Raw genomic sequence first — 23,225 nt, 5'->3', positions numbered from 1 at the left:
GGCCGCGAGAGCCACGCCGGGCAGGTCGGCGAAGACCGCCCCGCGTACCGCCTCGGGCACCACGCCGGGCCCGGCCGGAAGCTTGACGCCGGCCGCACCGGGTCGCATCCCCGCCCGGAACACAGCCGCGCGCAGGGCCCGGAGGGCTCCCGCTCCGGGTACGTCCGCGAGCACCGCCCCGCGTACCGCCCCGGCGGTCACGCCGGGCCCGGCCGGGAGCCCGGCGCCGGCCGCACCCGGCCGCATCCCCACGCCGGACACGGCCGCGACGGCCGCGCCGGGGCAGCCGGCGGGCACCGCCCCGGGCACCGTTCGGAGTGCGCCCGCCTCGGACACGTCTGCGGGCGCGGCCCCGCCTACCGCCTCGGGTACCACCCCGAGGTTCACGCCGGGCAGGTCGGCGCGGGCCATGCTCGGTACGGCCGTACCCGGCCGGAGCCCCACGCCTGGCACGGCCGCGAGGGCGACGCCGGGGCAGCCGGTGGGCACCGCCGCGCCCACGGCCCGCAATGCCCCCGCCCCGGGCACGGCCATGGGCACCGCGCCGGGCGCGGCCGGACGGAGGCCCCGCGTGGGCGCCGGCCGCAGCCGCACGGGGCAGCCGCCGCGCAGCCCGCCGACCGAACCACCGCACACCACGAAAGGCACCACCCGTGAGCGACCACCACGCCGAAGCCCCCGCGTGGGGCGAGCCCGACGCGCTCGCGGGCCCGGCTCCGGCACCCGGCGCCGCGGCCGTGACCCCCGCCGACGCCGCCGACGCGGCCCGGCTCGTCGCCTTCGGGCTCCAGCCCAAGCTGCTCCCCGCCCGCGACGCCGAGTACGCCCAACTGCTGCGCCGCTACCGCGAGGAACCCGCCTTCGGCCGCCTCGCCGACGCCGTCGCCACCGGCCTCGGCCTCGTCGTGCTGGAGGTCTCGCCGCGCGCCGGCATGGCGGTGGCCGCCGACGAGGACTCCGTCTTCGCCGTCCGGATGGGCGACTACGCGCGCCGCACCGCCGCCGACGGCGGCGACCGCTTCCTGCACGGCCTCGCCCACCTCGCCGTCGCCGCGCTCGCCTTCCCCCGCCCCGAGGACCTCGCCGACGACGGCTACATCGGCCGGATCACCGTCAACGGCGTCGACTCCTTCGTCCGGCAGACCTGCCGCCGCCTGGAGGAGCGCGCCGAGGAACTCGGCGAGAACACCGACCCCGCCTCCGACGCCCCCGGCCTGGAGGCCGCCTGGCGCGTCTACGCCCGCCGCAGCGCGACCGGCGCCACCAAGGACGCCCGCCGGCTGGCCGGGTCCACCACCGGCATCGTCGGCAAGGCCGCCGCCTTCCTCACCGAATCCGGTTTCCTCCAGCGCACCGGCGACGACTCCGGCGGCACCTACCGCACCACCCCCCGCTACCAGCTCCAGGTCCGCGACATGGCGGGCAGCGCGGCCATGGCCGAACTCCTGGAACTCGGCGTGGTCCCCGTCAGCGACGGCTCCGCCACCCTGCTGCCGCCGCCCGAGGGCGACGACCTGGAGCTCGCCGCCGACGCCGGCCTGCCCTTCCACGCCTAGGGGGACATCCGACCCCGACCCGCCGGCCATCCCGACCCCCCACCCCCCGTACGCACCACGAGAGACCGCGAGAACCCGCCGCCATGTACGAGCTGTCCCGGATCCGCCTCTACTCCATCGGGCCCGCCGGCGCACGCTACGCCGACACCGTGCTCGACCTGCGCGGAGTCGGCGAGCCGGTGCCCCACCCGGCGCCCGCCCAGGCGGAGTTCTTCGAGGACGAGCCGACCGGACCGCCCCGCCGGCCCGCGCCCGCGGGCGTGCTCTTCCTGGAGAACGGCGGCGGCAAGTCCGTCCTGCTGAAGCTGATCTTCTCGGTGATGCTGCCCGGCCACCGCAACACCCTCGGCGGCGCCAGCTCCGGCGTACTGCGCAAGTTCCTGCTCGCCGACGACTGCGGCCACGTCGCCCTGGAGTGGCAGCACACCCAGACCGGCGAGTGCGTCGTCGTGGGCAAGGTCAGCGAATGGCGCGGCCGACAGGTGTCCAACGACCCGCGCAAGTTCGCGGAGGCCTGGTACTCCTTCCGCCCGGGACCGGGCCTGAGCCTGGACAACCTGCCCGTCGCGGAGGCCACCGCCGTGCGCCCGGCCGTCGAGGGCGTCTCCGGCGCCCAGGGCCGGCGCCGCACCATGAAGGGCTTCCGCGACTCGCTCACCGAGGCCGGCAAGGCGTACCCGCACCTGGAGGTGGTCTGGGAGGAGATCCACGACCGCTGGAACGAACACCTCACCGACCTCGGCCTCGACCCCGAACTCTTCCGCTACCAGCGCGAGATGAACGCCGACGAGGGCGAGGCCGCCGGTCTCTTCGCGGTCAAGAAGGACTCCGACTTCACCGACCTGCTGCTGCGCGCCGTCACCGACACCCGGGACACCGACGGCCTCGCCGACCTGGTCCACGGCTTCGGCAACAAGCTCGGCCGGCGCTCCGAGCTGATGGCCGAACGCGACTTCACCGCCGGGTCGGTGGAACTCCTCACCAAGATCGTCGAAGCCGCCGAGACCCGCTCCCGGCTGCGCGACGTCCACGCGGGCGCCGAACGCCGCACGCGCACCCTCGCCCGGCGGCTGTCCGCCCGCGCCACCGAGGAGCGCGGCCGGGCCGCCGAACTCGCCGAGCAGGTCACCGGCGCGGCCCACGCGGTGACCGCCGCCGAGTCCGCGCGCGACCGCAGCGCCGCCATCGCCGCCGAACTGGCCTACCGGCACGCCTCGCTGGCCCTGACCGTCGCCGACAAGGCCGCTGCCGCCCAGCGCCGCGAACTGCTCGAAGCCCGCACGCTGCACTCCGCCTGGCAGGCCGCCGAGACCGTACTGCGCCACCGGGCCGCCGCCGACCGGTCCGCCCGGGTCGCCGCCGCCATCCTGGAGGCCGAGCGCGACGCCGCCCCGGCCCTGGCCGCCCGCGCCACCGCCGCCACCGACCTCGTCCGCGCCCTGCACACCGCCGCCGAACAGGGCGAGGCGCGGGCCAACGAGGAGGAGGAGCGGTCCGCCGCCCTCCAGGCCACCGGCGAAGCCGCCCACCGCGACGCCACCGCCGCCGCCACGGCCGCCCAGCGCGCCCGCAGCGAGGCCGAACACCTGCGCGCCCGACTCGCGGAGGTCCGGCAGGAGACCGCCGAAGCCGTACGGGCCGGCTGGCTCGACGATTCGGCGCCCGACGCCGACCCGGCCCGTGCCGCCCTCGCCGCGAGCGACGCCGAGAAGAGCGCCGTCGCCGCCTGGGACGAGTCCCGCGAGGCGGCCCGCGCCGCCGCCGACACCGCCCGCGAGGCCGCGGCCGGCGAAGCGCGGGCCGAACTCACCGCCGCCCGCGCGGCGGACGCCGCCGAGGCCGCCGAGGCCGCCCACGCCGCCGAGCAGCGCACCGCCGACTCCCTCGCCGCCTCCCCGCGCCTCGCGGAACTCCTGGGCCTCCCCGCGGCCCCCGACGCCCACGTCCCGGGCCCCCGATCGGGCGCCGGCCCCGCCGACGGCCGGCACCCCGCCCCGCAGCACCACGCCGCACCGGTCCTGACGGCCACCGCCGGCCGGCTCACCGCCGCAGACCTCGACCGGGGCGCCGAGGACCTGCGCACCCTGCTCACCGACCACGTCGCCGCCGCCGAACGCCAACTGTTCGAGCTGCGCACCGCCGCCGCCGACGACGCCCGCATCCTGGGCGCCCTCGGCGACGGCGGACTGCTCCCGCCCGGCCCGGACGTGCTCGCCACCGTCGAATACCTCGGCGAACACGGCATCCCCGCCCTCCCCGGCTGGCGCTACCTCGCCCAGGCCGTCGACCCCGCCGACCACGCCGCCGTCCTCGCCGCCCGGCCCGAACTCGTCGACGGCGTCGTCATCACCGACCCCGACACCCACTCCCGGGCCCGTGAGGTCCTCTCCGGCGCCGCCCTGCTGCCCCGCTCCACGGTGGCCGTCGGCACCGCCGCCGCGCTGCTGGCCCCCGTCCCCCCGGTCGACGGCGACAGCGCCGCGGGCTCCGGCATCTTCATCGTTCCGCCCAACCCGGCCATGCACGACGAACACGCCGCCGACGAGGAACGCCAGGCGCTGCGCGCCCGCGCCACCGCCCGCGACACCGAGATCCGCGAACTCGCCGCCCGCCTCTCCGGCGACCGGGAACTCGCCGCCCGGCTCGCCTCCTGGCGCACCGGCTGCCCGCCCGGCCGCCTCGCCGAACTCGCGGACCACGCCGCCACCGCCCGCTCGTTCGCCGAGGAATGCGACGCCGAACTCACGGAGGCCCGTACCGTACGCGCCGAGGCCGACGAAGCCGCCGCCGACGCCGCCCGCGTGCGCGACGAGCGCCAGGACGCCGCCCAGCGCGCCCGCCGGGCCGCCGACCTGCTCTCCGGCCTCGCCCACCGCCTGCGCGAGCGCTCCGGCTGGCAGGCCCGTCTGCGGGAACTCGCCGACGAGGCGGCCGAGTCCGAGGCCCGCGCCGAAGCGTGCCTGGACCGCGCCCGCGCCGCCGACGAGGACCGGCGCGCCGCCCAGCGGGCCGCCGACGACGCCCGCCGCACCGCCCGCGCGCTGCGCGCCGAGCGCGCCGACATCGCCGGCGCCCCCGACCCCCTTCCCGCGGACGACGGCACCCCCAAGGCCCCCCTGCCGGACCTCCGCGAGGCGTACCGCGCCGCCTCCCGGCTCTACGAGAAGGTCGGCGTCGGCGCCGACCTGCGGGCCGAACAGGCCCGCGCCGAAAGCGACGAGAGCGCCGCCCTCGCCGAACTCGACCGGCTCACCAACAAGGTCCGCACCCGCGCCGCCCAGCTCCTCGAAGGCACCGACGGCGCCGACGGCCCCTCCCGGCAGGCCGCCGCCGCCCGCGCGGAGGCCCTGGTACAGATGCTGGAATCCCGGGCGTCGGCGGCGAGCGAGCAGCTCGGCCGGCTGCGCGGCGAGGCCGAACGGCACGCCCCCGCCGACGGCGAGGCGCACACCGAACTCCCCGACGAGCTGATCCCCGGGGACGTCGAGCACGCGCAGAACCTGCTGCGCACCGCCACCGCCCAGCTCGCCGCCCACACCGCCGCCGTCGAGGGCGCCCGCGCCGCCCACGGCGACCTGCTGCGCGCCCACCGCACCGCCGAGGACGGCGCGGGCGGCTTCGACGAGACCGCCGCCCTGCTGCGGGACCTGCTGCGCGACCACACGCAGCAGGACGACGAGCAGGAGCCGGCGCCCCATCGGGGCAGCCTGGAGGAGGCCCGCCAGTCCGCCGCCGAGGCCCGCCGCTCACTGCGCGCCTGCGCCGCCGACCTGTCGGCCGCCGAATCCGCGGTCCGCGAGGCGAGCGACATCCTGGTCCGCCACGCCAACGCCAACCGGTACGAGCAGGTACGCACCCCCGCGCGCCAGCAGATCCGGGAACTGCCCGCCTCCGCCCTGCCCGAGCACGCGGCGGCCTGGGCCGCCGCCTTCGCCCCCCGCCTGCGCGTGCTCACCGACGAACTGGCGCAGCTGGAACGCAACCGCGACAGCATCGTCGACCGGCTGCGCGGCCTCGTCGAATCCGCCCTGGCCACCCTGCGCTCCGCCCAGCGGCTCTCCCAGCTCCCCGAGGGCCTGGGGGAGTGGTCGGGCCAGGAGTTCCTCCGGATCCGCTTCGAGGAACCCGACCAGGCCACCCTCACCGAGCGGCTCGGCGAGGTCATCGACGAGGCCACCCGCGCCGCCGTCAAGAAGAACAGCACCGCCTCCTTCGGCGAGGGCCGCCGCGACGGCATGTCCCTGCTGCTGCGCGGCGTCCAAGCGGCCCTGGAGCCCAAGGGCATCGCCGTGGAGATCCTCAAGCCCGACGCCGTACTGCGCGCCGAGCGCGTCCCGGTCGGACAGATGGGCGACGTCTTCTCCGGCGGCCAACTGCTCACCGCCGCGATCGCCCTCTACTGCACCATGGCGGCGCTGCGCAGCAACGACCGAGGCCGCGACAAGCACCGCCACGCGGGCACCCTGTTCCTCGACAACCCCATCGGCCGCGCGAACGCCACCTACCTGCTGGAACTCCAGCGGGCCGTGTCCGACGCGCTCGGCGTCCAGCTGCTCTACACCACCGGCCTGTTCGACACCACGGCCCTCGCGGAGTTCCCGCTGGTCATCCGGCTGCGCAACGACGCGGACCTGCGCGCGGGTCTGAAGTACATCAGCGTCGAGGAGCATCTGCGCCCGGGCCTGCCGCAGCAGTCCACGGACGGCGAGACCATCCACGGCGAGATCACGGCGACCCGCATGTTCCGCCGCTCCACCGCGGGCGCCTGACGCCGGCTGGGGCGGCCGCGGCGACGGCCGCCCCGAGCCGTCAGCCCCGAGCCGCCAGCCCCGGCCCGTCGGTCCGGACCCGACGCGTCAGCCCCGTACCGTCAGCGGCCGTGGGCAGCCAGCCGGCCGCCCTCGGCCGGGCGTATGCGCGGCGCCCGGCCCGACGCCCCCGCACCGGCCTCCCGGCCGGCCCGGCGCTCCTCCCGGCGGTGGACGCGCGCCGTGCTGCTCGGCTGGGACACCACCCCGTGACGCTGGTTCCACGTCTGCCGGGTGATCACCACGTCCAGCACGGCCCAGGTGGCCACCACCGTCCCCGCTATCGCGCCGAGCACCATCGGCAGCGCGAGCCACGAGCCGGTGAGTGCCAGGAAGAAACTCACCGTCGCCTGCATCAGGGTCAGGGCCACTATCAGCACCGCCCGTACCGCCGAAGTCCGTACCGGATCGGGCGTCCGGTACCGGCGCGCCGGCTCCTCCACCCACAGAGACCGCCTCGTGGCCGTCACCGTCATTGCGTCGTCCGTCGTGCTCATGGTCCGCTCACTCCCCACCGCACGGTCCGCGTTGCCTACCCTCACCTCATACCCCCATGTGGTGATTCGACCGTCCTTCCTGTCAGACGATCGGCAAGGCCGGGAGATTCCCGGAATCCGAAATCGGTTCACAGCGGCCCGCGCGGGCCCGGACGGCAGAATTCCAGCCATCCATCCATGACCGGGAACCGACACCCCACGAGCAGTCATGTGCCACATAACGGGCCGGACTTGCCCGGAAGCGCAGGACAACTCATGATCTTCGCAAGGGGAGCAGGCCGAAAACGTCCGGACACGCCTTCGATGCCGCTCCCCGGCAGTAGTAGGCTCACGCCGTTTAAATGACGGAACACCGACCCCGGCAACGGGGTTGACCTGGGGGAGGCTGGGGAGGCCATGCGCTTTCGCGGGAAGTCGATCCGCAGGAAGATCGTGGCGTTGCTCCTCGTGCCGCTCGTCTCCCTGACCGCCCTCTGGGGCTTCGCCACCTTCATCACCGGCCGCCAGGCCGTGCAGCTGCTCGGCGTGGCTCCCGTGATCGCCAAGGTCGGCTACCCCATCGAGGACGTCGTCCGCGTCCTGCAGAAGGAACGCCGCCAGACCCTCGTCGTCATCGGCGACCCCCGGGCCTCGGCCGCCACCGCCGAACTCGCCAAGAGCCGTACCGCCACCGACACGGCCGTCCAGGACATCACCGCGAACGCCTCCAACCCCAAGGTCGTCGACCAGCTCAGCCCCGCCAACGCGCAGCGGCTGCGCTCCATCCTCGACGCCTTCCACGGCATCGCGGCGCTACGGCACTCCGTCGACCAGAACAGCCTGGCCCCCGGCCAGGCCCTGGACCTCTACAGCCGGCTCGTCGACCCCTGCTACGAGTTCCTGATGAACCTCCACGCCCTGGAGGACGTGGAGATGGACAAGGAGGGCCGCGCGCTCGTCGGGATCACCCGCGCCCGCGAGACCCTGTCCCGCGAGGACGCCGTCATCGCCTCCGCCCTGGCCGCCCGCAACATCGGCGCCGCCGACGTCCGCAGCGTCTCGGACTACACCGCCAACCGCGCGCTGCTCTACGAGTTCAACCTCGCGATCCTCCCCGCCGAAGACCGCGACATCTTCGAGCAGTACTGGTCCGGCCCCGAGACCAAGGCGCTGCGCGACGCGGAGGAACGATTCATCTCCGGTGGCGCCGCCAAGCCCCCGCGCACCCTCACCGCCACCCAGTGGGACGAGGCCGCCGCCAAGGTGCTCGGCGACCTCGCCGCCATGAACACCGCCGCCGGCGACCGCTACCAGGACCGCGTCAAGCCCGTCGCCATGAACGTGCTGCTCCAGGCCGCCGTCGCCGGCGTCCTCGGCTTCATCGCCCTGATCGTCTCCCTCGTCATGTCCGTCCGCATCGGCCGCGACCTCATCCGCGACCTGTCCCGGCTCCGCAAGGACGCCCACGAGGCGTCGGGCGTCCGGCTGCCCGGCGTGATGCGCCGCCTGGCGGCCGGCGAACTCATCGACGTGGAGACCGAGGCGCCGAGGCTGGAATTCGAGAAGGACGAGGTGGGCCAGGTCGCCCTCGCCCTCAACAGCCTCCAGCGCGCCGCCGTGGAAGCCGCCGTCAAACAGGCCGAACTGCGTCGGGGCGTCTCCGAGGTCTTCGTCAACCTGGCGCGCCGCAACCAGGTCCTGCTGCACCGCCAGCTCACCCTGCTCGACACCATGGAGCGGCGCACCGAGGACACCGAGGAACTGGCCGACCTCTTCCGCCTCGACCACATGACCACCCGCATGCGCCGGCACGCCGAGGGCCTGGTGATCCTCTCCGGCGCCGCGCCCTCCCGCCAGTGGCGCAAGCCCGTGCAGCTGATGGACGTCGTACGGGCCGCCGTCGCGGAGGTCGAGGACTACGAGCGCATCGAGGTCCGCAGACTCCCGCGCATCGGCATCGAGGGCCCGGCCGTGGCCGACGTCACCCACCTCGTCGCCGAACTCCTGGAGAACGCGACCGTGTTCTCCCCGCCGCACACCGCCGTCCAGGTCCACGGCGAGCGGGTGGCCAACGGCTTCACCCTGGAGATCCACGACCGGGGTCTGGGCATGACCCCCGAGGCGCTGCTCGACGCGAACCTGCGCCTCGCCGAGACCCCCGACTTCGAGCTCTCCGACACCGACCGGCTCGGTCTGTTCGTCGTCAGCCGCCTCGCCCGGCGCCACAGCGTGAGGGTGGTCCTCCAGCCGAGCCCGTACGGGGGCACCACCGCCGTGGTCTTCCTCCCGGCGGAACTGCTCACCGACGCGCCCGACACCAACGGCACCGGCATCCGCCTCGACGGGCTCAAGACCGCCAAGGCCGGCAAGAACGCCAAGACCGGCAAGGCGGCGTGGCAGGTGACCTCCGGCAAGGGCGGTGCCGCGACCCTCGGCGGCACACCGGCCGGCCGGCCACTGCCCGCCGGGGTGCTGAACGGCCCCGTCGAGCTGGAGGGGCCGCTCGGCGTCCTCGGCCCGGACGGCGCCGACGGCCTGGACGTCGACCCCGCGAACCTCGACGAGATCACCACCGGGATCGCCGGCCTCACCGGAGTCGGCGGCCGTCCCCCGATGGCCACCCTCGACGACGAGACCCCGCCCGGCGGCATCCCCGGCGCCGTCCTCGGACTGCGCCCCGCGGGCCGCCCGGGCAGCGACCGGCACGCGGAGCGCGCCGCCGCCCGCAAGGGCGACCGGCTCGGCGAACGCCACCGCGAGCGCGGCCCGGACCCCACCGGCGACCGCGAAGGCGTCGCCCCGACCGGCCCCGTCCGCATGGAGCGCCCGCGCACCGACCCGCGCACCGACCCCGACGCCCCCCGCACCTCCGGGGCGATCCCGCTGCCCCGCCGCCGCCCGACCCCGACCCTGGTCGCCGACCACGGCCGACGCGTCGAACCCCGCACCGTGTCGATGGTCGGACGCGCCGGGCAGGCACCGGAGTCGGCCCGTGCCGAGACCTCCGCTCCGAGCGCGCCCGCGCCCGGCCCCGCCGGCCTTCCCCGGCGGATCCGGCAGGCCAACCTGGCGCCCCAGCTCAAGAACGCCCCGGCCCCCGCACCGGCCGACACCACCGCGAAGCCGGTCACCGACCGTGACGCGGAGGACGTACGTACGCGCATGTCCGCCCTCCAGCGCGGCTGGACGGCGGGTCGCAACCAGCACGCACCGCAGCAGTCCGGGGCCGAGGGCGGCACCTCCGCCGCCCCGGGCCCCGGATCCGAGAACGAAGGGGACGGTCGATGACCGCACCGCAGACCGGCAACGACACCAGGAGCCGCGGCTCCGGCCCGCTCAACTGGCTCCTCGACGAGCTCGTCGACAAGGTGGGCAGCATCCGCAAGGCGGTCGTCCTCTCCGGCGACGGGCTGCCCACCGGCAGCTCCAAGGACCTGACCCGCGAGGACAGCGAGCACTTGGCGGCCGTCGCCTCCGGCTTCCACAGCCTGGCCAAGGGCGTCGGCCGGCACTTCGACTCCGGCAGCGTCCGCCAGACCGTCGTCGAACTGGACGAGGCGTTCCTGTTCGTCATGGCCGCGGGCGACGGCAGCTGTCTGGCCGTGCTGGCCGACGCCGAGTCCGATGTCGGCCAGGTCGCGTACGAGATGACCCTCATGGTCAAGCGCGTCGGCGACCACCTGGCGACCGCCCCGCGCTCCGGGCTGCCAGCCGGAGGGTGAGTCGGACGGCATGAGCGATTCAGGCCGGTACCACCCCGAGCGACCCCCGGACGGGGCGGACGATCCCGCACACCCGCACTGGTTCGACGACGAGGCGGGCCCCGTCGTGCGCCCGTACGCCATGACCCGCGGGCGCACCAGTCACGCGGGCCAGCACCGCCTCGACCTGATCGCGCTCGTCGTCGCCGAACCGGCGGCCGACGATCCGGTCTGGGACCTGACCCTGTCCCCGGAACACGCCCACATCCTGGGCAGGTGCCGGGAACACCCCCAGTCCGTCGCGGAACTCGCGGCCGACCTCGACCTCGCGGTCGGCGTCGTCCGCGTCCTGATCGGCGACCTCGTCGACGACGAACTGGTCCACGTGACCCGGCCGGTACCACCGGCCGAACTGCCCGACGAATCCATTCTGCGTGAGGTGATCGATGGCCTTCGGGCGCTCTAGCCGCACCGGCGCCATGCATGCCGTGTCGCCGGTCGAGCCGCTGACCCTCAAGATCCTGGTCGCGGGCGGCTTCGGGGTGGGCAAGACCACCCTGGTCAGTGCGGTGAGCGAGATCAGACCGCTGCGGACGGAGGAACGCCTCTCCGAACCGGGCATCGGCATCGACGACACCGGGGGAGTGGAGGGCAAGAGCACCACGACCGTGGCCATGGACTTCGGCCGCATCACCCTGCGCGAGGACCTGGTGCTGTACCTCTTCGGCACGCCCGGACAGGACCGCTTCTGGTTCCTGTGGGACGAGCTGGCCCAGGGGGCGCTGGGCGCCGTCGTCCTCGCCGACACCCGGCGCCTCGCGGACTGCTTCGCCGCCATCGACTACTTCGAGCGGCGCGGCATCCCGTTCGTGGTCGCGGTCAACTGCTTCGACGGCGCGGACCGGCACCCGGTGGTGACCGTGCGCGAGGCCCTCGACCTCGACCCCGAGGTGCCGGTGCTGCTCACCGACGCCCGCGACCGGGAGTCGGTCAAGGACGTCCTGGTCGGGGTCGTGGAACACGCCATGACGCAAGCCCGGGCCCGCCGCCACAGTCTGACGGCCGGAGCCTGACGAGGGGTTGACGCGGCCGCGAGCACGCGGAGGCGGCCCGTACCCCCGCCGACTGGGGTACGGGCCGCGGCTCACATGGGGGGTTCGGGGGTCCGTCGTGCGCGGGACCGTGGGGAGAGTGTGAACCCGTCACCGGGGGCCGTCAAGCGTTCGGACAGCACCCGCCGGTCACGACCGGCGTCGGGCGCCTACCGCACCGCGACGACCGCCGAACCGTGCCCGAACAAGCCCTGGTTGGCGGTGATCCCGGCCCGCGCCCCCGCCACCTGCCGGTCCCCGGCGGCCCCCCGCAACTGCCACGTCAGCTCGCACACCTGGGCGATCGCCTGCGCCGGGACCGCCTCCCCGAACGAGGCGAGCCCGCCGCTGGTGTTCACCGGGATCCGCCCGCCGAGCGCCGTCGCCCCCTCCCGTACGAGCTTGGCCCCCTCACCCTCGCCGCACAGCCCGATGTCCTCGTACCACTGGAGCTCCAGCGCCGTGGACAGGTCGTACACCTCCGCGAGCGACAGGTCCTCCGGCCCCAGCCCCGCCTCCTCGTACGCCGCCCGCGCGATCGAGGCCCGGAACGACCCGCCGGCCGGAGCCGCGGCGCTCACCGCGTCGGTCGCGATGTCCGGCAGGTCCAACAGGGTCCGGGGGTACGTGGGCGTCACCGTCGACACCGCCCTGATCCGTACCGGGTCCGTGACCCCGCGCGAGCGCGCGAACTCCATGCTGGTCAGCACCAGGGCGGCCCCGCCGTCCGAGGTCGCGCAGATGTCCAGCAGGCGCAGCGGATCGGCGACGACCGCCGAGGCCGCCACCTCCCGGGCGGTGACCGTCCTGCGGTAGCGGGCGTACGTGTTGAGCGCCCCCGCCGCCGCGTTCTTGACCTTCACCTCCGCGAAATCCTCGGGGTCGTCCCCGTACAGCGCCATCCGACGGCGCGCGTACAGCGCGAAGTACGCCGGGTTCGTGGCCCCCAGTACCCGGAACCGCAGCCAGTCCGGATCGTCGGGCCGCTCCCCGCCCGCGGGTGCGAAGAACCCCTTGGGCGCCGCGTCGGCCCCCACCACCAGCACCACCTCGGCCAGTCCCGCCAGGATCTGTGCCCGGGCGGCGCCGATGGCCTGGGCGCCGGACGCGCAGGCCGCGTACACGCTGGTCACCCGCGCGCCCTGCCAGCCGAGCGCCTGCGCGAAGGTGGCCCCGGCCACGTACCCCGGATACCCGGAGCGGACGGTGTCGGCGCCGACGATGGACCGGACGTCCGTCCACTCCAGGCCCGCGTCGGCCAGCGCGGCCTTCGCCGCGGCCCGCCCGTACTCGACGAAGCTGCGGCCCCACTTGCCCCACGGGTGCATCCCGGCCCCCAGTACGGCGATGTCGGCGCTCACGCGCGCACCCCCGCCCCCGCGGCCACCGGACGGAACCGCCAGGTGGTCCACACCGTCCCGGCGTCCTCGTTCAGCACCCCGCCGACCACCTCGACCTCCATACCGACCGCCAGATCGGCCACCGTCACCCCGGGCGCCCCCTGCCCCAGTACGACCATCCCCTCGGCCGCCAGCTCCACCGCGATCAGGGTGTACGGCTCCCAGGGCGCGTCCGGGTCGGACACGTACGGCGCGGGCGGCCGGTAGCGCCCGTCGGTGTAGGACCAGATCCGCCCGCGCCGGGACAGCGGCACCTCGGCGAGCTCCCCGCCCCCCGCGCAGCGCGGGTTGCGGCAGTACGCGTCCTCGCGCGGGAAGAACACGGCGGCGCAGGCGGAACACCGGGTGCCGAGCAGCCGGAAGTCCCCGGCCCCCTCCGTGCCGGTGAACCACCCGCCCACGACGGGCGTACGTGTGCGTTCCAAGGCCCCTCCCTCACTCCTTAGCTGACGGATCGTCAGAAGAGGAGTGTGGCACGAGTGCCCCGCCCCGGTCACCGGGTCAGGCGCGCCCGCCGGTCAGTGGCCCCCGGCCCTCACGGAGACCGGAAAGTCGAAGTAGGTGTCCGGGTACGCCTCCGGCGCGTACGTGAAGTGCCACCACTCCTCGCGCAGGTTGACGAACCCCCGCGCCGCGAGCGCCCGACCCAGCAGCTCCCGGTGCGCCCGCGCCGGCCCGGCCACCCGGGCGTCGTCCGTGTGGGAGAGCGGATCGAAGAAGTCGAAGGTCGTCCCCATGTCGAGCGCCCGACCGCCCGGCAACGCCACCAGCGTCACATCCAAAGTGCTGCCCCGGCTGTGCCCCGACCTCGGCGCGATGTACCCCTCGGGAATCAGCCGGCGCTTGTCCACGCGCGGATAGAACTCCGCCTTCGTCGCCTGGTCCCCCGCGTCCCCGGCCCACCGCACGAACGCGTCCACCGCCCGCTGCGGCCGGTAGCAGTCGTACACCAGCAGCCCGTACCCGCGCCGCGACAGGTCCCGCTGCGCCCTCCGCAACGCCTCGGCGGCGGGCCGGGCGAGCAGACAGACCGGCTCCTCGTACCCCACGACGGGGCGGCCGGTGAAGTTGTGCGCCGACGCGTACCGCACGTCCTGCGCGATCGTCGGATCGACGTCCGACAGCGCCACGAAACCGGGCCCCGCCGACCCGCCGAGCAGCACCCACAACAAGGCCGCGAGGGCCGACATCCTCATTCCCCTTGGCATACCATCGCCGGATGCCGGGACACCTGAGGGACTCGCACTGCTCCACCTGCGGAGCTCCGTTCGACACCGCCGACTGGCCGCGTACGTGTGGTGCCTGCGCGACCACCACCTACCGCAACCCGCTCCCCGTCGCCGTCGCCCTCCTCCCCGTCGAGGACGAACAGGGAACCGGTCTCGTCGTCGTCACCCGCACCATCGAACCGGCCCTCGGCGAAGTCGCCCTACCCGGCGGTTTCGTCGACTTCGCCGAGCCGTGGCAGGACGCGGTCGTACGCGAACTCCGGGAAGAGACGCGCATCGAGGAACCCGCCTCGGGAGTCGTCCTGGCCGACGCCCTCAGCTCCCCGGCCGGCCACCTGCTCCTCTTCGGTCTCCTCCCGACCCGCCCCGCGGCCTCCCTCCCGCCCTCCGCGCCGACCGACGAGACGGACGGCTGGCACATCCTGCGGTCCCCGGCGGAGCTGGCCTTCCCCCTGCACACCCGGGCGGTCGCCGCCTGGTTCGCCGGCCAGTACGCCTGATCACCGGACGCCCCTCACACCCCCCTCACCACCACCCCGGCCACCGGCTCGCCCGCCTCGTCCTCCACCACCACCGCCTCCCCGGCCCACCGCACGGCGTACCGCTCCACCCGGCCCGGCTCGAAGCCCGGCCCGGGATCCCGCACGACCACCCCGCCCCCGGTCCGCCCCCGCGCCGGAGCCCACACCTCCAACACCACCGCCCCGTCCGCCCCGCGGACCGGCAGCACCGACCCCGCCCGGGCCAGCACCGGCGTCCGCCCCGGCGGGGCGTCCAGCAGCACCTGCCCCGGCCCCTCGTGCGCCGCCCCGGTGGCCGTGTCGTACCAGCGCCCCCTCGGCAGCCGTACCGCCCGCCGGTCCGCACCGCACTCCAACACCGGCGCCACCAGCAGCGCGTCCCCCAGCAGGAACGCGTCCTCACAGTCCCGCAGCCTCCGGTCCTCCGGCGCTCCCCACCACAGCGGCCGTACGTACGGCGCCCCCGTCCGCCGCGCCAGGTGGGCCAGCGTCACGAAGTAGGGCCGCAACCGCTCCCGCTCCGCCAACACCGCCCGCGCCGCCTCCTCGACCCCCGGCCCGAACTCCCACGGCTCGCGCCGACCCGCCCATATCGCCGCGTGCGTACGGAACAGCGGCAGGAACGCCCCCAGCTCGAACCACCGCAGGAACAGCTCCGGCGACGGCGACCCCCCGAAGCCCCCGACGTCCGGGCCCGAGTACGGCACCCCGCACAGGCCCAGCCCCAGCACCAGCGCGAGGGAGGCCCGCATCCCCTCCCAACTGCTCTCCACATCCCCCGACCAGGTGCCCCCGTACCGCTGCATCCCCGCCCACCCCGACCGGGAGAACAGGAACGGCCGCTCGGCGGGCCGCAGCCGCAGCAACCCCTCCCAACCGGCCCGCGCCATCCCCAGCGCGTACACGTTGTGCGCGGCCCGGTGGTCCCCTCCCGCCCCCTCCAGCACGTGCCGCGCCGAACGGGGCAGCGTCGCGTCACCGAACGCCGCGAACGCGACGGGCTCGTTCATGTCGTGCCAGAAACCGGCGAAGCCCTGCGCGAGGCGCTCCTCGTACAGACCGCCCCACCACCGGCGCACCGCCGGATCCGTGAAGTCCGGGTACGCGCACTCGCCCGGCCACACCTCGCCCCGCACCTCCCGACCCCGCGCGTCCCGCACGAACGCCCCCCGCTCGCCGACCCCCAGCCCTTCCGTGTGCAGGGCGTCGCCGGCCTTCACCGCCGGATCGACGATCGACACCAGCCGCACGCCGTCCGCCGCCAACTCAGCCGCCAGCGCGGGCAGGTCGGGGAACCGCTCCCGGTCCACCGTGAACACCCGGTGGTCGTCGTAGTGGTCGATGTCCAGGTGCACCGCCGACAAGGGGAGCCCCCGCGACGCGTAGCCCGCCACCACCCGCCGCACCTCCGCCGCGCTGCCGAACCCCCAGCGCGCGTGCTGGTAGCCCAGCGCCCACTGCGGGGGCACGGCCGCCGCCCCCGTCAGCCCCGACCAGACCTGCGACACCCGGGCCGGCGTCCCCACCAACACCCAGCAGCGCAACGGGCCGCCCTCCGCACGCAGTTCCGTCGTCCCGGGCCGGTCCGCCCCCGAACCCGCCCCCTCCTCGCCCTCGCGCAACACCACGTGCCCGTCCCAGGTGTTGTCGTGGAACATCAGGTGCGTCCCCGCGTCGGCGACCACCCACTGCACCGGCATCGTCAGGTACAGCGGATCGTCACCCGGCCCGAAACCGCCCTTCGGATCGGTGTTCCACAGCCGGTAGGAGCCGTCCCGCAGCCGCGGCCCCGCGGCCCGGCCGCCCAGCCCGAAGAACCGCGCGTCCGCCGGGACCTCCGCGCGCACCTGCCACCGCGCTTCGCCCCGGCCCGGTTCCACCGGTTCCCACCAGCGCGGCGGCGCCTCCCGGCGCAACACCGTCCCGCCCGGCGTACGCACCTCCACCGCCCCCTGCCGGGACACCGCCACCGTCACCCGCTCCGACACCACCCGCCAACCGCCCCCGGTGTCCGGTTCCAGTACGGCGCGCGGATCCGGCTCGGGGCCCTCGCCCACCACCGCGTACGACGGCGTCGGCTCCGCCCCGTCCCACCCCCAGAACACCGCGCCGCCCACCGTCACCCGCACCAGCAGCTCCGAACGCGCGAACCGCAGCACACCCCCGCCCGGCCTGGGCTCCGTACCCGTCAGCAGCCCCGGCACCCGCGCCCGCTCCGCGCCCCGGCGCGCAAGCCCCACGGCGTCCGCGCGCCGACGCACCCAGGCCGCGCGCCAGGCGCGCCGTCCGCGCGCCGTACCGATCTCCCACACCCCACGCACCAGATCACGACCGTCCATGGCGCTCACCCTGCCACCGGCCCCGGCCGAGCGGGCCGCGTTCAACTGCCGTTCACCCGCCGACGCGGCCCGGGGGACGATCACACCGCCGCCCGGGACCGCTCTGGTGCGGATGTCGATCACATGGCATCGTCCCTGTGAGCCGCCGCGCGCGCACCGATCGCGCGATGGCACCGTACGCACACGAAGCGCGAGCCACACAGTCGACCGGGAGCCGACCCATGACCTCAGCCACCCCGCCGGAACCCCTCTGGACCCCGGGCCCCGAACGGATCGCCGCGGCCCGGATCACCGCATTCCAGGAGTGGGCCGCCGAGCACCACGGCGCCCCCGCCGAAGGCGGCTACCCCGCCCTCCACAGGTGGTCCGTCGACGAACTCGACACGTTCTGGCAGGCCGTCGCCGAGTGGTTCGACGTCCGCTTCGGCACCCCCTACGAGTCGGTCCTCGCCGACCGCTCCATGCCCGGCGCCCGCTGGTTCACCGGCGCCACCCTCAACTACGCCGAGCACGCCCTGCGCGCCGCCGAGGACCCGGCCCGCGCCGCCGAGCCGGCCCTGCTCTGCGTCGACGAGGGCCACCGGCCCGTCCCCGTCTCCTGGGCCGAGCTCCGCCGCCAGGTCGGCTCGCTCGCCGCCGAACTGCGCGCCCTCGGCGTACGCCCCGGCGACCGGGTCGGCGGCTACCTCCCCAACATCCCCGAAGCCGTCGTCGCACTCCTCGCGACCGCTGCCGTCGGCGGCGTGTGGACCTCCTGCGCCCCCGACTTCGGCGCCCGCAGCGTCCTCGACCGCTTTCAGCAGGTCGAGCCCGTCGTCCTGTTCACCGTCGACGGCTACCGCTACGGCGGCAAGGAACACGACCGCCGAGACACCGTCGCCGAACTGCGCGCCGAGCTGCCCTCGCTGCGCGCCGTCGTCCACATCCCGCTGCTCGGCACGCCGGCCCCCGAGGGCGCCCTCGCCTGGCCGGAGCTGGTCGCGGCGGACGTGGAGCCGGTCTTCGAGCAGGTCCCCTTCGACCACCCCCTTTGGGTCCTCTACTCCTCCGGCACCACCGGCCTGCCCAAGGCGATCGTCCAGTCCCAGGGCGGCATCCTCCTGGAACACCTCAAGCAGCTGGGCCTGCACAGCGACCTCGGCCCGCAGGACCGGTTCTTCTGGTTCACCTCCACCGGGTGGATGATGTGGAACCTGCTCGTCTCCGGCCTGCTCACCGGAACGACGGTCGTCCTCTACGACGGCAGCCCCGGCTACCCGGACACCGGCGCCCAGTGGCGCATCGCCGAACTGACCGGGGCCACCCTGTACGGGACCTCGGCCGCGTACGTCATGGCCTGCCGCAAGGCCGAGGTCCACCCCTCGCGCGACTACGACCTGTCCGCCGTGAAGTGCGTCGCCACCACCGGCTCGCCGCTGCCGCCCGACGGCTTCCGCTGGCTGCACGACGAGGTGGCCGAAGACCTCTGGATCGCCTCCGTCAGCGGCGGCACCGACGTCTGCAGCTGCTTCGCGGGCGCCGTCGCCACCCTCCCCGTCCACATCGGCGAACTCCAGGCCCCCTCGCTGGGCACGGACCTGCAGTCCTGGGACCCCTCCGGCAAGCCGCTCGTCGGGGAGGTCGGGGAACTCGTCGTCACCAACCCCATGCCGTCCATGCCGATCCGCTTCTGGAACGACCCGGACGGCAGCCGCTACCGCGAGAGCTACTTCGAGATGTTCCCCGGCGTCTGGCGGCACGGCGACTGGATCACGATCACCGACCGCGGTTCGGTGGTCATCCACGGCCGTTCCGACTCCACGCTCAACCGGCAGGGCGTCCGGATGGGCTCCGCCGACATCTACGAAGCCGTCGAACGCCTCCCCGAGATCAAGGAATCCCTGGTCATCGGCCTGGAGGAGCCGAACGGCGGCTACTGGATGCCGCTGTTCGTCCACCTCGCGCCCGGGGCCGGCCTCGACGACGACCTGCGCGCCCGCATCAAGGCGACGATCCGCGCGGAGCTCTCCCCGCGGCACGTGCCCGACGAGATCATCGAGATCCCGGCGGTCCCGCACACCCTCACGGGCAAGCGCATCGAGGTCCCCGTCAAGCGCCTCCTCCAGGGCACCCCCATGGACAAGGCGGTCAACATCGGTTCGGTCGACCGCCCGGAACTGCTGGCCTTCTACGAGGAGCTGGGCCGCGGCCGGAGGTGACTGTCAGTGGTCGTGGTTACTCTGAGTGAGCAATGCGTTGCGACACCCAGGGGGAGCCATGCCAGACACGAACGCCACCACCCACACCAACAGCACCACCGGCGGCGCCACGGACACGACATCCACCCGCGCCGGCGGGTCCGGCCGCCGCGCCGACCGCCGAACGCTGCGCCGCCGACTGCGCCGCGAAGTCCCCAGCACCCTCGGTCTCCTCGCCGACGCCGGGGACTTCGCGGCCATGCGCCACTACCGCAGTTTCCCGTTCGACACCCACTGCGACTACGCCGACTACCTCGAACACGTGGAGGCCCTGCTCCGCTCCCTCGCCGCGCAGGGCGTACACGCCACCGTCGCCCTCTTCGACCCCGAGGAGTACGCCGACTACTGCACGGAACACGGCCTCGACCCGGACACCGCCGAGGCCAGGACCCGCTTCACCGCCGAACTCGCCGGCGCGAGCGGCAGCCTCCCCTACACGGGCCAACCCATCGCGGAACTGGTCCCGCTCCTGCTCGACGAGGCCGTCCGGCAGGCCACCTGGGAGTACGCCACCACTCTCCTCGCCGGCGTCGGCACCTGCGCGGACTGCGGCGAGGACATCGGCCAAGCCTCCTTCGAACGCGCCGCGGGCGCGCTCAAACGCCTCGTCGACGGCGCCGGACCCGGCCACCACCACCTCGTCTGCAGCGTGCCCACCGACACCGAACAACTCGTGGCCGTCCTGCACGCCGAGGCGCCCGGAGCCGAGTCCCGGCCCCGGATCGAGGGTCGCGAAGGCATGGACTTCGTGACCGTCCTGGCCGCGGGCATCGCCCTCGGCGGCGCCGGGGGACTGGTGCTCCGCAGCACCTCCGAGGACTGCCCGGACCGTGTCCACGGCTGGCGTCTGGACCGCGGCCGCCTGGTCGCCCTCTCCGCGGCGGCGGTCTTCAACGCCTACTGCACCGACGCGGACACCGGTGACCCCGTCGCCCCCGAACCAGGGGTGGAGTACTGCCCGGGCTACGAGGTGGACGACCCGGACCCCCACCACTGACCGGCGCCGGAAACGGTCGAGGGGCCCTCGCCACCGGCGAAGACCCCTCGACCCGACGGAGCGCGATCCGCTGCTACTCGCCGGAGAGGACCGCCTGCGCCGCCACCCGGGCCTCCTCGGCCGTGTCCGCCGCACGGGCCGCGGCCGCGGCCCGCTCGCACTGCGCCAGCGTGTGCTTGGCCAGCGTCGCCCGCACATACGGAATGGAGGCGGCACCCATGGACAGGGAGGTGACACCCAGACCCGTCAGCACGCACGCCAGCAGCGGGTCGGAAGCGGCCTCACCGCAGACACCGCAGCTCTTGCCCTCGGCCCTGGCCGCCTCGGCCGACATGGCGATCAGGTCCAGCAACGCCGGCTGCCACGGGTCCTGAAGCCGCGACACCGCGCCCACCTGACGGTCCGCGGCGAAGGCGTACTGCGCCAGGTCGTTCGTTCCCAGCGACAGGAACTCGACCTCCTGGAGGATCGAGCGCGCGCGCAGCGCGGCGGAGGGGATCTCCACCATCGCCCCGAACTTCGCCCGCAGCCCGGCCTCGCGGCAGGCGTCGGCGAACGCCTTGGCGTCGATCCGGTCCGCCACCATCGGAGCCATGACCTCCAGGTAGACCGGCAGTCCCTCGGCCGCCTTGGCCAGCGCGGAGAGCTGCGTACGCAGCACCTCCGGGTGGTCGAGCAGGGTCCGCAGGCCCCGCACGCCCAGAGCCGGATTCGGCTCGTCGCCCGGCGTCAGAAAGTCCAGCGGCTTGTCGGCGCCGGCGTCCAGGACCCGTACGACGACCCGGCCCTCGGGGAACGCCTCCAGCACCTTGCGGTACGACTCGACCTGCTTCTCCTCGGACGGCGCCTTCTTGCTGTCGTCCAGGAACAGGAACTCGGTGCGGAACAGACCCACGCCCTCCGCCCCCGCCTCGACGGCCGCCGGCACGTCCGCGGGACCGCCCACGTTCGCCAGCAGCGGCACCTTGTGCCCGTCGGAGGTGGCCCCCGGCCCCGACGACGCGGCGAGCGCCGCCCTCCGCTCGGCAGCCGCGGCCTCCAGCTCGGCCCGCTTGCGGTCGGACGGGTCGACGAACAGGTCACCCGTACTGCCGTCGACCGCGATGAGCGTGCCCTCCGCGATCTCGCACGCCCCGGGCAGCGCGACGATCGCCGGCACGCCCAGAGCCCGCGCGAGGATCGCGCTGTGGCTGGTCGGGCCGCCCTCCTCGGTGACAAAACCCAGCACGAGCGCAGGGTCGAGCAGCGCCGTGTCGGCGGGCGCCAGGTCCCGCGCGATCAGTACGTACGGCTCGTCGCTGTCCGGCACACCCGGCATCGGCACGCCCAGCAGCCGGGCCACGATGCGGTTGCGCACGTCGTCCAGGTCGGCCACCCGGCCGGCCATGTACTCCCCGGCGCCCGCGAGCAGGTCCCGGTAGGAGGCGAACGCGTCGTAGATCCCGCGCTCGGCGGTGCTCCCGACGGCGATCCGCCGGTCCACGTCCGCCATCAGCTCGGGGTCCGTGGCGATCATCGCCTGGGCCTCCAGCACGTGCTGGGCCTCCCCCCCGGCCAAGTGGCCGCGCGCCATGAGGTCGGCCGACACGGCCTCCACGGCCTGACGGGCACGCCCCTGTTCGCGCTCCGCCTCGTCCGCGGTGATCTGCTTGGCCGGCGGTTCGAGGACCGCCGTGCCCATGTGCCGCACCTCGCCGATCGCCACACCGTGGCTCACGCCGACGCCTCGCAGCGTTGTCTCCATTTCACCGTCTCCGATTGAGCGGCGGGCCCAGCCAGCCGCGGTGGATGTCCGACGCGCCCTCGCGGGCGGTACGTCACTGCCAGCTGAAGAGGACGTCCGACGCCTTCACGTCCCCGGCCTCGACGAGGTCGGAGAGGGAGTCCGCGGACGCCTCCAGCGCGACGACGGGACAGACGGGCGACTTGCCGGCGGCCTCGACCGCCGCCGGGTTCCAGCGGATGACGGCCTGGCCGCGCGTCACGGTGTCGCCCTTGTTGACGAGCAGCTCGAAGCCCTCGCCGTTGAGCTGAACGGTGTCGATCCCGAGGTGAGTGAGCACGCCGTGCCCCTCACCGTCGACCACCACGTACGCGTGCGGGTGCAGGGAGACGACCACACCGTCCACGGGCGCCACCGCCTCCGAGGCTTCACGCACGGGATCGATAGCGGTGCCCGGTCCCACCATCGCGCCGGAGAACACCGGATCGGGCACTGCCGCGAGTCCGATGGCACGCCCGGCAAGTGGGGACGTCACGCTGGTCATGGAGGGCCTCCCAGGGGGTGGGGCTTCTTCGAGTGGCCGTCACAATCTGTCAGGACGGCCTACTTTGAGAAGGGTAAGTCATGAGATGTCCCGGTTCGGCACGAAATGCTCCCCGGCGAAGGGGGCACAAACGCGCTGCCGCGACACCAACGTAGTGGACTAGACCATAGCCTGAATCAATTTGCCTGGGCACTCCCGGCCCTGTACTGTCGTGAGTCCCGCCGGGACGTGCCGCGTGAACATCTCGCGAACCGCCGATGGACGGGAACCCTCCTCTGAAGTACCGATCTTGAGCTCCGACCCTCTTCGTGTGCCTTCCGGCAGAACGGCGAGTGGTCAGAGAGCCGGAAAAGCACTGATAGAGTCGGACTCGCCGAAAAGGGAAGCGCGAAAGCGAAGACCTGGGAGGCGGAAAAAGAGCGCGAAAGAGTCTGATAGAGTCGGAAACGCAAGAACAAAACGAAGAACAAAGGAAGCGCCCGGAGGAAAACCCGCGAGGGTGAGTACGAAGGAAGCGTCCGTTCCTTGAGAACTCAACAGCGTGCCAAAAATCAACGCCAGAAGTTGATACCCCGTCCACTTCGGTGGATGAGGTTCCTTTGA

17 protein-coding genes are annotated in these 23,225 nt (G+C 74.3%); 9 read left to right on the top strand and 8 right to left on the bottom strand.

All coding sequences use genetic code 11. The features are described 5' to 3' along the window. The first annotated feature begins 653 nt into the window (after positions 1-653). On the top strand, positions 654-1,556 hold the full coding sequence (locus ACFVXJ_RS07540) for a hypothetical protein (protein ID WP_389660161.1): 903 nt from the start codon (positions 654-656) through the stop codon (positions 1,554-1,556). A gap of 83 nt (positions 1,557-1,639) precedes the next feature. Next, positions 1,640-6,325, top strand: a complete 4,686-nt coding sequence (locus ACFVXJ_RS07535) for a hypothetical protein (protein WP_389660158.1) — start codon at positions 1,640-1,642, stop codon at positions 6,323-6,325. Between the two features lie 101 nt (positions 6,326-6,426). Here ACFVXJ_RS07535 and ACFVXJ_RS07530 read toward each other — a convergent pair whose 3' ends face one another. Beyond that, a complete protein-coding gene (locus ACFVXJ_RS07530) occupies positions 6,427-6,861 on the bottom strand; it encodes a hypothetical protein (RefSeq protein WP_389660155.1) in 435 nt (144 codons plus the stop codon). 396 nt (positions 6,862-7,257) lie between these two features. Between ACFVXJ_RS07530 and ACFVXJ_RS07525 the strand changes: the two genes are divergently transcribed. From ACFVXJ_RS07525 to ACFVXJ_RS07510, 4 genes are read left to right on the top strand one after another with little or no spacing between them, the layout of a single operon-like run. Further along, positions 7,258-10,128 (top strand): nitrate- and nitrite sensing domain-containing protein, encoded by a 2,871-nt coding sequence (locus tag ACFVXJ_RS07525; RefSeq protein ID WP_389660152.1) that lies wholly within the window; start codon positions 7,258-7,260, stop codon positions 10,126-10,128. Next, positions 10,125-10,562 carry a roadblock/LC7 domain-containing protein gene (locus tag ACFVXJ_RS07520; protein WP_361315579.1) on the top strand — a complete coding sequence of 146 codons (438 nt, stop codon included), beginning with the start codon at positions 10,125-10,127 and terminating at the stop codon, positions 10,560-10,562. Before ACFVXJ_RS07525 ends, ACFVXJ_RS07520 begins: the two co-directional genes overlap by 4 nt. 10 nt (positions 10,563-10,572) lie before the next feature. Further along, a complete protein-coding gene (locus ACFVXJ_RS07515; protein WP_389660149.1) occupies positions 10,573-11,007 on the top strand; it encodes a DUF742 domain-containing protein in 435 nt (144 codons plus the stop codon). Further along, positions 10,988-11,614: an ATP/GTP-binding protein gene (locus ACFVXJ_RS07510; protein WP_389660146.1), complete on the top strand. Its 627-nt coding sequence runs from the start codon at positions 10,988-10,990 to the stop codon at positions 11,612-11,614. Before ACFVXJ_RS07515 ends, ACFVXJ_RS07510 begins: the two co-directional genes overlap by 20 nt. A 188-nt stretch (positions 11,615-11,802) precedes the next feature. On the opposite strand, the gene ACFVXJ_RS07505 is transcribed toward ACFVXJ_RS07510, so the two are convergent. From ACFVXJ_RS07505 to ACFVXJ_RS07495, 3 genes are all read right to left on the bottom strand, one after another. Beyond that, the gene (locus tag ACFVXJ_RS07505) at positions 11,803-12,993 is read right to left on the bottom strand and encodes a lipid-transfer protein (protein WP_389660143.1); all 1,191 of its coding nucleotides are present in this window, start codon (positions 12,991-12,993) and stop codon (positions 11,803-11,805) included. Next, positions 12,990-13,457, bottom strand: a complete 468-nt coding sequence (locus ACFVXJ_RS07500) for a Zn-ribbon domain-containing OB-fold protein (protein WP_389660140.1) — start codon at positions 13,455-13,457, stop codon at positions 12,990-12,992. Before ACFVXJ_RS07500 ends, ACFVXJ_RS07505 begins: the two co-directional genes overlap by 4 nt. A gap of 93 nt (positions 13,458-13,550) precedes the next feature. Then, complete coding sequence (locus tag ACFVXJ_RS07495; RefSeq protein WP_389660137.1) at positions 13,551-14,222, bottom strand: M15 family metallopeptidase; 672 nt, start codon at positions 14,220-14,222, stop codon at positions 13,551-13,553. Positions 14,223-14,251: 29 nt separating this feature from the next. Here ACFVXJ_RS07495 and ACFVXJ_RS07490 point away from each other — a divergent pair, with 29 nt between their 5' ends. Continuing rightward, a complete protein-coding gene (locus tag ACFVXJ_RS07490) occupies positions 14,252-14,761 on the top strand; it encodes an NUDIX domain-containing protein (protein WP_389660134.1) in 510 nt (169 codons plus the stop codon). A gap of 14 nt (positions 14,762-14,775) precedes the next feature. Here the strand turns inward: ACFVXJ_RS07490 and ACFVXJ_RS07485 are convergent, their stop codons facing one another. Then, positions 14,776-17,121: a TIM-barrel domain-containing protein gene (locus tag ACFVXJ_RS07485; RefSeq protein WP_389660981.1), complete on the bottom strand. Its 2,346-nt coding sequence runs from the start codon at positions 17,119-17,121 to the stop codon at positions 14,776-14,778. Between the two features lie 221 nt (positions 17,122-17,342). On the opposite strand from ACFVXJ_RS07485, the gene ACFVXJ_RS07480 reads away from it, so the two are divergent. Next, the gene (locus tag ACFVXJ_RS07480; RefSeq protein ID WP_389660131.1) at positions 17,343-19,319 is read left to right on the top strand and encodes an acetoacetate--CoA ligase; all 1,977 of its coding nucleotides are present in this window, start codon (positions 17,343-17,345) and stop codon (positions 19,317-19,319) included. 58 nt (positions 19,320-19,377) lie between these two features. Next, complete coding sequence (locus ACFVXJ_RS07475; RefSeq protein ID WP_389660128.1) at positions 19,378-20,355, top strand: hypothetical protein; 978 nt, start codon at positions 19,378-19,380, stop codon at positions 20,353-20,355. A 73-nt stretch (positions 20,356-20,428) separates the two neighbouring features. Here ACFVXJ_RS07475 and ptsP read toward each other — a convergent pair whose 3' ends face one another. The 3 genes from ptsP to ACFVXJ_RS07460 form a co-directional block, all read right to left on the bottom strand. Then, positions 20,429-22,099 carry a phosphoenolpyruvate--protein phosphotransferase gene (gene ptsP, locus ACFVXJ_RS07470; protein ID WP_389660125.1) on the bottom strand — a complete coding sequence of 557 codons (1,671 nt, stop codon included), beginning with the start codon at positions 22,097-22,099 and terminating at the stop codon, positions 20,429-20,431. 73 nt (positions 22,100-22,172) lie between these two features. Further along, a complete protein-coding gene (locus ACFVXJ_RS07465; protein ID WP_389660122.1) occupies positions 22,173-22,622 on the bottom strand; it encodes a PTS glucose transporter subunit IIA in 450 nt (149 codons plus the stop codon). 336 nt (positions 22,623-22,958) lie between these two features. Continuing rightward, positions 22,959-23,225 (bottom strand): hypothetical protein (locus tag ACFVXJ_RS07460; protein ID WP_389660119.1); only part of this gene is annotated, 267 nt, incomplete at its 5' end.

This window comes from Streptomyces sp. NPDC058279 (assembly GCF_042881255.1).
Taxonomy (GTDB): domain Bacteria; phylum Actinomycetota; class Actinomycetes; order Streptomycetales; family Streptomycetaceae; genus Streptomyces.
This window is presented reverse-complemented; position numbering and strand designations above follow the sequence as displayed.